This is a genomic window from Paraburkholderia sp. LEh10 (assembly GCF_017814945.1).
Lineage (GTDB): Bacteria > Pseudomonadota > Gammaproteobacteria > Burkholderiales > Burkholderiaceae > Paraburkholderia.
Genome location: NZ_JAGIPX010000132.1, coordinates 1 through 8545, shown reverse-complemented (window position 1 = coordinate 8545; position 8545 = coordinate 1). Strand labels below are relative to the sequence as shown.

The window sequence follows — 8545 nt, the reverse complement described above, 5'->3', positions numbered from 1 at the left end:
GTCGCGCTCTCGAATGGGAGATAACTGACGGAAAAATGGATCGCGAAAGGGCTTGACTTCCAATGCCCCATAGAAGTACTACTGTGTCATAAAGTGAGTTGCGCGCTCTATTTTTGTACAGGAAGAGTGCCATCGTTGCATGAGCGTTTGTCCAAGCAGGATGCGCAACGTAGTAATCGAATCAGGAACGTGGCGTTGAGCGCGCTGGACTGCCCCTGGGGATGTAATCCGAGGGAACGGCAGGCAGCGCGCGTTCAAGGAGGTTTTTTTTACCACGTCCATCTGATTGCATTCTGAGTCGCTGAGCCATCAGAAACCCATACGCAGCGATACTTAATGTGGCGTGATGGTGAAAGCCACGCCAGCCTCGCCCTTCATAATGACCGAGCCCGAACTCCTGCTTAAGGTCCTGATAGTCGCGCTCGATGCGCCAGCGCATTTTGGTCACGAACACAAGCTGCTCGAGGGTCGCCTCCTCGGGTGCAGTAGTGAGAAAGTATTTGAGCGGCTCCGTATCACCATCAGGCCATTCAACCTGGAAACGGCAATTGAGGTGCGCAAAAACGCCGGAGACAGCCATATGTCGGGGCTGCGCGCGAATCTGGCACACTCACCCGATGGGTGAAACGGGAGCGGGCCTTGAGCGCGATGAAAGTTGGGCAGATAACACAAGCCATACACGATGAACCGATGGTGGTCGACACGCTCGGCGGCCGCATGCACGTGCATTGGGATACGCAGGCGCAGGCCACGCCCAACGGACAGCTGGTGTTCTTCACGGAATTTCTTGCGACCGCCGGCGTATTCGACGCATTCGTCGAATCGTGCCCGCTCGAATATCACAGTCCGAATTCGCCGGGCAAACGCGACGTGCTGGGCACGCTGGTGCTGGCGGCACTGGCCGGGCACCGGCGTTATGCGCATGTGACGGCGCTGCGCGGTGACGCGGTCGCTGCGCAGGCGCTGGGCATGACACGCATCGTCAGTGAGGACACGGTGCGCCGGGGGATGCAGCGCATTGATGCCCCGACGAGCGAACAGTGGCTGTGCCCGCAGCTGACGCACAGTGTGCGTGAGGCGCTGGCCGTGCCGTGGGTGCTCGATATCGATGCGAGCATCAAGCCGCTGTATGGGCGGCAGGAAGGCGCGGAAATCAGCTACAACCCGCACAAGCCGGGCCGGCCGTCTCACGCGCTGCACACGTACTGGGTCGGCAACCTGCGGCTGGTGCTCGATGTCCAGGTCAGCCCCGGCAAGCAGCACACCTCGGCGCATGCACGTGAGGGTCTCGCGCGCCTGCTCGACGAACTGGCCGATCGCCGTCCGGCGCTGGTGCGCGGCGATTGCGGGTATGGCAACGAAGGCATCCTGACCGTGCTCGAGGCACGAACGCAGCCGTACCTGCTGCGGCTGCGCCAGACGAGGAACGTCAAACGCCTGATCGCGCGGCAGGCCAGTCGCGCCGACTGGACACTCGCCGATGCGCAGGGCTGGCAGAGCGCCGAAGCGCAACTGAAACTCGATGGCTGGTCGCGCTCGCGTCGCGTCGTGGTGCTGCGCCGTCGCATTCGCGACGACGAGCCCGTCAATGCGCTGCGCGAGTCGACGCAACTGCGCCTGCCGATCGAGGACGACGCGGTGCTCGACGCGCATGAGATGTGGGAATACACGGTGCTGGTGACCGATGTGGCGTATCCGCTCTACACCGTCGCACAGCTGTATCGCGACCGCTGTGACTGCGAGAACGGTTTCGACGAACTGAAGAACCAGTGGGGACTGGGCGGCTTCACGACACAGGACATCACACGTTGCCAGACGACTGCGCGTATCGTGGCGCTCGTGTACAACTGGTGGTCGTGGTACTGCCGTGCCGCACATCCCGAAAGCCGGCTCGAGGCGGTGACAAGCCGGCCGCTGCTGCTTGCGGCGGTGGGGCGAAGCGCCAGCCACGCGGGCAGCACACAGCTGTACCTGACGCCGCTGCACGCGATGACGCAGCAGATCAGGTCGCTGGTCGGCAATATCCGCAAGGCGATCGAACATGTCAAAGGCCTCGCGGAGCAATTGCCAAAGACCGACCGCTGGCGTGAACTGTTGCGCTACATCTGCGCCCGGATCGTCCCATCAAGATCGCTTCAGATGGTTCGGCCCCGCCCCTCTTTGCGGCAAATCGCAACGGGGTAACTGCCGTTTTTAGGTTTACTCCATCCGGCGATAGGCGTGACCTGAAGAGAATCCCTTTCGCCCCGGCCGCGATAACCTCGTCACCGACAACCCGGCTGGGGGTTCGATGCGCTGGTTGAACCAGCAGCCACGCCAGTCGCAATAGAAATCTTCCCACAGGGCAGACCATTTTCTGCTCTGATACCCGCCTGTAAAGTCGACGATAGGGGCGACGGTCAACTGGCAACTGACAAGCGTGCCCGGCGGCATCAATGGAGAAATCTGCTGATATTCCCGTACGGCCGTGTCGACGTCCAGTGCGAGATAAAGGGCGATAAGCCCGGTTAGCGTGGCCGCCATGCCTGCCAGCACCGGCGCCGCTCGTCGGCGCGACCGCCCACTTGGGAACATGCATGCGGTAGGCCGTGAGCTTAGACAGGGCCTTCACGATCACCAGGTCATGTTTCCGGCCTTCAACGATCGTTGCGCGTTTCTCATCCCTGGAACCCTGTATCGATATAGAAGTTGTGTGAACTGAATCCACCATCCGTCGCGGCGGGTGGTCAGAACATGCCTGTCTTTCATGGGCGTGCGCACGCGCACGCCCTGAGCGCGAACGACGGCGCGATAGTCGGGCAGAGGCTGCCATGTTTCGCCGATTGGCGGGGGCTGTGAGGGACGCCCATAACGCCGTACTTCGGGGCCACTCGCCAGCAACCTAGACTAACGCTCATAGACAGATAGCAAACCTATTCTGGCAATGATGCGTTCACGGCAGGCTTACCTGAGAAAAACGCAACGAATGCGACAAAGAATAATATTGCGAAAACTGCGAAAATAGCTTATCGTGGAAACATCCGAACGGGAGATGCTCCATGTGGTACACCGACTGCGATCTGTCCGAAGCGATAGGGGGATGCGTAGCGGATGTGACTGAGAATCAGGTCACACCGCCCGTGCCCGCACCCGGCGAATACGCCGAGCGTGAGGCTCGGCCCGCGCGGCTGCTGCTTTACCAGTTGCTCGCTGAATCGAATGAAGCGGTGTCAAGCCTCGCGAAGGTTGGCCCCGCAGACCGTCAAAACACCTTGCTCGCTGTTAGCCCCGACGCCTTTTGGCGAGTCTGGACGCTGCTGTTTGGTCAACCGACCGATACGCGCCCCAGCAAATCGCTAGTGGCGCAGGTTGCTGCGGCGCTGCTCGGATCAAGAACTGCACCGGCGCCGATTACCTGGTGGCAGATTTCGACGCCGTCAATAGCCGTGAGCTCGCACGGGAATACCGTCTGGCGCAGTTGCGCGAGCTTGTGGCCAGCCGACGACACCTCGCGCAGTGCTTCGCTGCGGCCCGCGCATTCCTGCTCCGACATATCGCACGGGCTACCGTCGAAACGGGTAGTACGGCGGCCATCGCGAAGCGCATGACGCCGCTTGGCGCACCTCCGCAAATCGCATGAAGGAGAGTTTCATGGCACAGGCAATCAACGAGCGGAATGCTGCGGCTGACTTCAAGATCCGCGCTTTCCTGTCGGGCGGGACGCCTCTTGACGTACAGCGAGCGGCTCGTGACGTCGCCGAACTGTTTGCATGCGACGTCGAGGGCACTTTGCGCGGCCAAGCGCCCGAACTGGTGACTGGCAGGATCCACGAACTCGTGCGCAACGTTCTTGAGCGACGTCTGGCAACGATGCTGGCGCTGGAAAAATCCCAAGACGCGGAAAACCGCTCGCCCACGTTGCCTGTGGCCAATCTGAGACCCTCGGACGTGATTGAACAGCGCAAGGTCAGCATGTCGCTCGCGAGCCTGTATCGCTATGTTGAAGCGAATAAGTTCTACTGCGTCGTGCCTGCGGGGCAAAGCAACGGGCGTGAGTTTCCGGCGTGGCAGTTTGTTGAGCCGGTACCCGAGCTGCTTCAACCGGTGCTGTTCGCGCTTCGAGGATCGTTGAGAACAGAGGTGCATGCTTTCTTCGTGACCGCGCAGGACGAACTGAACGAATTGTCTCCCGCGGAGATATTGGCTGGCGTGCCGTTCGAGACGCGCCCGTCGGTGTACCCCAGCCAGCTGCGACTCTTGCAGTTGCCCGCGATGGAACGCCAACGTCGGGTATTGTCGCTGGTTCGGGCGTCGGAGAAAGGCATGGCCGAGTGAACGGCTGATGCAATGACCAATAAGAATGAACCGATCGTCGAACTACCCCCGCATCTGCGGAACCGGATTCCGTCGCAAGAGCTTTTGAGGGAGGCACTTTCCCGCGAGCTCGCGGATCCGGACACGAGCGCACAGTTATTCCGTGCCGCGTATGTGCCCGAGAGCGTGTTGCCCGTCAGGGTACAGCGTGTCTACCGATTTGGTCCGCCGCCTGAGCTATTCCGGCCGGACGGCACACCGCCATTCTGGTGGCTCTACGCGGCCCATGCGGCGGAGACGGCAATCTGGGAGGCGCAGTTCTGCAAGAACGACGTGACGCGCACCGGAACGTTTTATTTCGATACATTTGCAGTCCAGCACGGGGTAATCGCCGAGCTGAAGTTTCCGCGTTCGCTGAGGCTCTGGAATCTGAATGGCTCGGCATCGAGCAGGCTTGGCATCTATGACGACTTGTCGAGCCCGGACTATGAGTGGTCGCAGTGGTTCGGCTATCAACTCGACCGGACAATCCAGTCCGTTGACCCCGTCACGCGGCCGGACGGATTTGTGTACCCCTCGCGGCGGCATAGAGGGTACACGGCCGTGGCACTGTCATCGCGGGCACTTGAGGAACTGCGGTCCGGCATCGAATGGACCACGACCCCCTTTGCCAGTTGCCAGGAATACGCGCGCCTGGAGGCCGACCCGCTGCTGGTTGGTCCGCCGCCAGCGGTGGCGTGAAGCATCCGTGGCCAAGCGAGCCAGACACCTCCTGAGAAACATTAAAAATGCCGCTGTCTTTCAGGGTGTCTGGGCGGTCGGGGTGATCTCGAAGCCGAGCACGGCGATGCTGCGTTGGCGCTCCTGCCCCTAGTCGAGGAAGGCCTCGCTCGCCGCGCGAGGGCTGTACGCGCGTCGAACTACGGCGTGTTCTTGCGGTCGAAGCCCTTAAAAACTGGGAGTGGACGCCTTAATCCGACGGTACCTGCCGCAGTGCCTGCAGGGCCGGCGGAGCGCGTCATAAGCGCGGATCTGATCTTGTGCGACGAGCTGTTGCAGGGCGGCCAGAAGCGCAGTCACGGACGGTGCACGCGGAATGCGCTCACTCGTAACTCAACCAGCGAGACCTCGTCGACTATCAGCGCGCTCGTATGGAGGGACGCCGAGTATCGTCAGCATCAGCATCAGCTAAGTCGGTCATGAATCACTTGATCAATCATCGCCTGTCAAAGCGACAACAGATGCGTTAGTCCATGAAGGGTGCGCATTACCTGCTGCAGACTCGCGTCGAGTTGCTCGACGGTAGATTGGAGCACTGTTCCTGAAGCGTTTTCCGCATTTCAGGTCGCATGACGCCGTTCGACGCTGAACCGAAACTCCCCGACTTTTCGTCCACTCCCACAGATCGCCGCCACTCATCACTGCGGGCTTCGCGGATACCTCAGATCGATTCCGTCCGACCGAGATAGTCTGGACTCTAGGGCCTGTTCACACTATTTGAGCCCGTCGACAATGAGGGCGAAATTGATGAACGCGAGGAACATCACGTCCAATTTGTCGAAGCGGGAAAAGATGCGGCGAAAGCCTTTGAGGCGGCGAAACAGGCGTTCCACTTCGTTTCTGCGCTTGTACATTTCGCGATCGTATTCCCACGGTTCAAGCCGATTGCTTTTCGGCGGAACAACCGGAATGAAACCCAGGTCGAGCGCGAGTTGTCGCGTCTCGTCGCCTTCGTACGCCTTGTCCATCAGCAGATGCAGTGGCCGATTAGGTGAGCCAAGGCTTTGCAACAGGGCTCGCCCCTCTGGCGCATCACCGGCCTGGCCAGCAGACAGGGCGAACGTTATGGCTGTTCGAGCATCCGCGGCAACCATATGAATCTTGGTGGTCCATCCACCTCGGGATTTTCCGATTGCTTGAGGTCCGTTTTTTTTAATGCGCCGGTGCCATCAGGATGAACCTTTACCATCGTGCTATCCAGCGAGATCGCCTCGATCCTGATGCGAACGATCTGCTCACGCTGCAATTCAGTGAACACACGATCCAGCACGCCGTTGCGGGACCAGCGATTCATTCGCGTGTAGATCGTGTGCCATCGGCCAAAGCGCTTGGGCAGTCCGCGCCATTTGCAGCCATGCTCGGCCACATAAAGAATCGCATTGAGCACCTGCAGGTTTGTCAGGCTGACATTGCCGCGCTGTCGCGGCAGGCAATGCTCAATCCGCTGATATTGGGCTTCGGTGATTTCCATCACCAAAGTATACGATCAAATATGATTAGTGTGAACAGGCCCTAGTACTACTGTGTCATAAAATTAGTTGCGCGCTCTATTGCCGTAGCGGAAGAGAGCCATCGTTGCATGAGCCTTTGTCCAAGCAGGATGCGCAACGTAGTAATGGAATCAGGAACGTGGCGTTGAGCGCGCTGGACTGCCCCTGGGGATGTAATCCGAGGGAAGGGCAGGCAGCGCGCGTTCAAGGAAGTTTTTTTACCACGTCCATCTGATTGCATTCTGAGTCGCTGAGCCATCAGAAACCCATACGCAGCGGTACTCAATGTGGCGTGATGGTGAAAGCCACGCCAGCCTCGCCCTTCATAATGACCGAGCCCGAACTCCTGCTTCAGGTCCTGATAGTCGCGCTCGATGCGCCAGCGCATTTCGGTCACGAACACAAGCTGCTCGAGGGTCGCCTCTTCGGGGGCGGTAGTGAGAAAGTATTTGAGCGGCTCCGTGTCGCCATCAGGCCATTCAGTTAGCAGCCACTCTTCGTCGCGAACGGTACTTCGCCAATAGTCGTGGTGTGCGGGACGAACCCGTACGGCGGCAAAGCCTGAGGAAAGTGCTGCATTGCTACCTTCCCGCCAGGTTACGTTTTGCCAAGCGTTCATGCGTAATTGCATGGCCAGTTCCTTCACCACGAGCGGTTTATGGCCGGGCGCACGGCGCAGCAATTTCGGTGGCTGACCGCGCCCGCGCCAGGGTTTGGGCGGAAGCGGCACCGTACCGGGCGCCCACACAGAGGTGCCCGGCCGGGTCCCTACCGCATACAACAAACCCAGTTCAGTTACGCTTTCCCGGAAAGCGGTTTCGTCGCCGTACCCGGCATCGGCGAGCACGATGCCCGGTGCAATGCCGGATGCTACAGCGTCTCGGAGTTGGGCCAGCGCAATCTGTGGCTTGGTCTCGAAGGCGAGATCGTCGGGAATGCCCGCATGACGCGCTCGTTCCCGGTCGTCAATCCATTCCTTGGGGACATACAGCTGCCAGGCAATCGGCAGGCTGCCGCGTTGCGTCGCGATCGACAGACTCACGGCGATCTGGCAATTATCCTGTTTGCCCAGTTGCCCACAGTATTGCCGCGCTACGCCGACCGAATGCTTGCCTTTCTTCGGGAAGCCCGTGTCGTCAATAATCCGGTAATAGCCAGCCTCTTCAGCAGCGTGCAGGCCTAACGCGGGCATCACCCATTCGCGTACCCGCTGCAGGACCGCCCGGTCAGACCATTCTGCCTTGGCCACAAAATGGTGGAGTGATTGGTGTTTCGCACTCGCGTGAAGTGGATCAATATGCGCGGCCATCGGCTCGACGCTCTTGCGTGACAACGGCATTACCAGGCCCGAACAGTAACCCTTGAGGCCGGCATGGCGATCGGCGTGCCCTAACGCCTGCGCCAGATGATTCAGATACGCGTCAAATTCCTCGACATCTTCTCTCATCACGATCGCCCAAAGTATGTATTATTCAATACTACGTGCGACACGTGTCGCCGTCCGCCGGGCATAAAACGGCGATGTGGTTGACGGCAAAGCCTTATCTTGCCTTGTCACATTCGGGATCTGTCGAAATGTGACCTGTTGTACGACCAACAGTTGCCTATCCGGACGTGCGCGATTGGTAACGATCGGGTGCGAAGCTTCGGAGACAACGTACCCTTCAGTAGACGGTTCACCGTGGCGACACGGCAGGAATCGACACTGCCAGCAGCCGTGCGGTGTGGGGGCAAGGCAAGTTCCGCAAGCGTAACGTATGTGAACCGCTGTACAACCCTCGTAAGAATAGACGAGCCAAAGCTGCTGTGAGGCTCGAACCAAAAGGTAGGTAGCCGGTTGCCTCTTTGTAGTATAGAGGCACGTCGTCGTGAGTGCTACCGGGGGCGAGGCGGGCGCTAAACGGACGTATCCGCCCGAGAATCCCCGTAGTAGCGAGTGCTCTCGATTTCGCCGAAACTTCAGTACCGTAGGGGAGATGGTC

At 59.8% G+C, this 8545-nt stretch carries 6 protein-coding genes and 3 pseudogenes; 4 read left to right on the top strand and 5 right to left on the bottom strand.

Annotated features, from left to right (window positions below; genetic code table 11):
* Nucleotides 1-181: 181 nt before the first annotated feature.
* Nucleotides 182-535 (bottom strand): annotated as a pseudogene (locus J8I87_RS42555) (transposase); the annotation flags it as partial.
* A 113-nt stretch (nt 536-648) separates the two neighbouring features.
* Between J8I87_RS42555 and J8I87_RS42550 the strand changes: the two are divergent.
* Entirely contained in the window at nt 649-2184 is a 1536-nt protein-coding gene (locus J8I87_RS42550; RefSeq protein ID WP_245254589.1) for a transposase, read from the top strand.
* A 15-nt stretch (nt 2185-2199) separates the two neighbouring features.
* On the opposite strand, the gene J8I87_RS42545 is transcribed toward J8I87_RS42550, so the two are convergent.
* The gene (locus tag J8I87_RS42545) at nt 2200-2535 is read right to left on the bottom strand and encodes a hypothetical protein (RefSeq protein WP_245254588.1); all 336 of its coding nucleotides are present in this window, start codon (nt 2533-2535) and stop codon (nt 2200-2202) included.
* A 769-nt stretch (nt 2536-3304) separates the two neighbouring features.
* Complete coding sequence (locus J8I87_RS42540; protein WP_209938564.1) at nt 3305-3532, bottom strand: hypothetical protein; 228 nt, start codon at nt 3530-3532, stop codon at nt 3305-3307.
* Between the two features lie 98 nt (nt 3533-3630).
* On the opposite strand from J8I87_RS42540, the gene J8I87_RS42535 reads away from it, so the two are divergent.
* From J8I87_RS42535 to J8I87_RS45495, 3 genes and pseudogenes are all read left to right on the top strand, one after another.
* Complete coding sequence (locus tag J8I87_RS42535) at nt 3631-4314, top strand: hypothetical protein (RefSeq protein WP_209938562.1); 684 nt, start codon at nt 3631-3633, stop codon at nt 4312-4314.
* A gap of 12 nt (nt 4315-4326) precedes the next feature.
* Entirely contained in the window at nt 4327-5034 is a 708-nt protein-coding gene (locus J8I87_RS42530; RefSeq protein WP_245254587.1) for an RES domain-containing protein, read from the top strand.
* A gap of 386 nt (nt 5035-5420) precedes the next feature.
* Nucleotides 5421-5662 (top strand): annotated as a pseudogene (locus J8I87_RS45495) (ISKra4 family transposase); the annotation flags it as partial.
* Between the two features lie 124 nt (nt 5663-5786).
* Here the strand turns inward: J8I87_RS45495 and J8I87_RS42525 are convergent.
* Both J8I87_RS42525 and J8I87_RS42520 read right to left on the bottom strand, forming a co-directional pair.
* Nucleotides 5787-6544, bottom strand: a protein-coding gene (locus J8I87_RS42525; protein ID WP_209938560.1) for an IS5 family transposase whose coding sequence is annotated in 2 segments (ribosomal slippage) — nt 5787-6229 and nt 6229-6544 — 759 coding nt in all. Because the reading frame shifts where the segments join, the coding sequence is not laid out codon by codon here.
* Nucleotides 6545-6694: 150 nt separating this feature from the next.
* Nucleotides 6695-8010, bottom strand: a pseudogene (locus J8I87_RS42520) (IS701 family transposase).
* Nucleotides 8011-8545 lie beyond the last annotated feature (535 nt).

Coding starts and splice junctions, on each gene's coding strand:
- J8I87_RS42550 (WP_245254589.1), top strand. CDS start 649: ATGAAAGTTGGGCAGATAACACAAGCCATACACGATGAACCGATGGTG.
- J8I87_RS42540 (WP_209938564.1), bottom strand. CDS start 3,532: ATGTCGGAGCAGGAATGCGCGGGCCGCAGCGAAGCACTGCGCGAGGTG.
- J8I87_RS42535 (WP_209938562.1), top strand. CDS start 3,631: ATGGCACAGGCAATCAACGAGCGGAATGCTGCGGCTGACTTCAAGATC.
- J8I87_RS42530 (WP_245254587.1), top strand. CDS start 4,327: ATGACCAATAAGAATGAACCGATCGTCGAACTACCCCCGCATCTGCGG.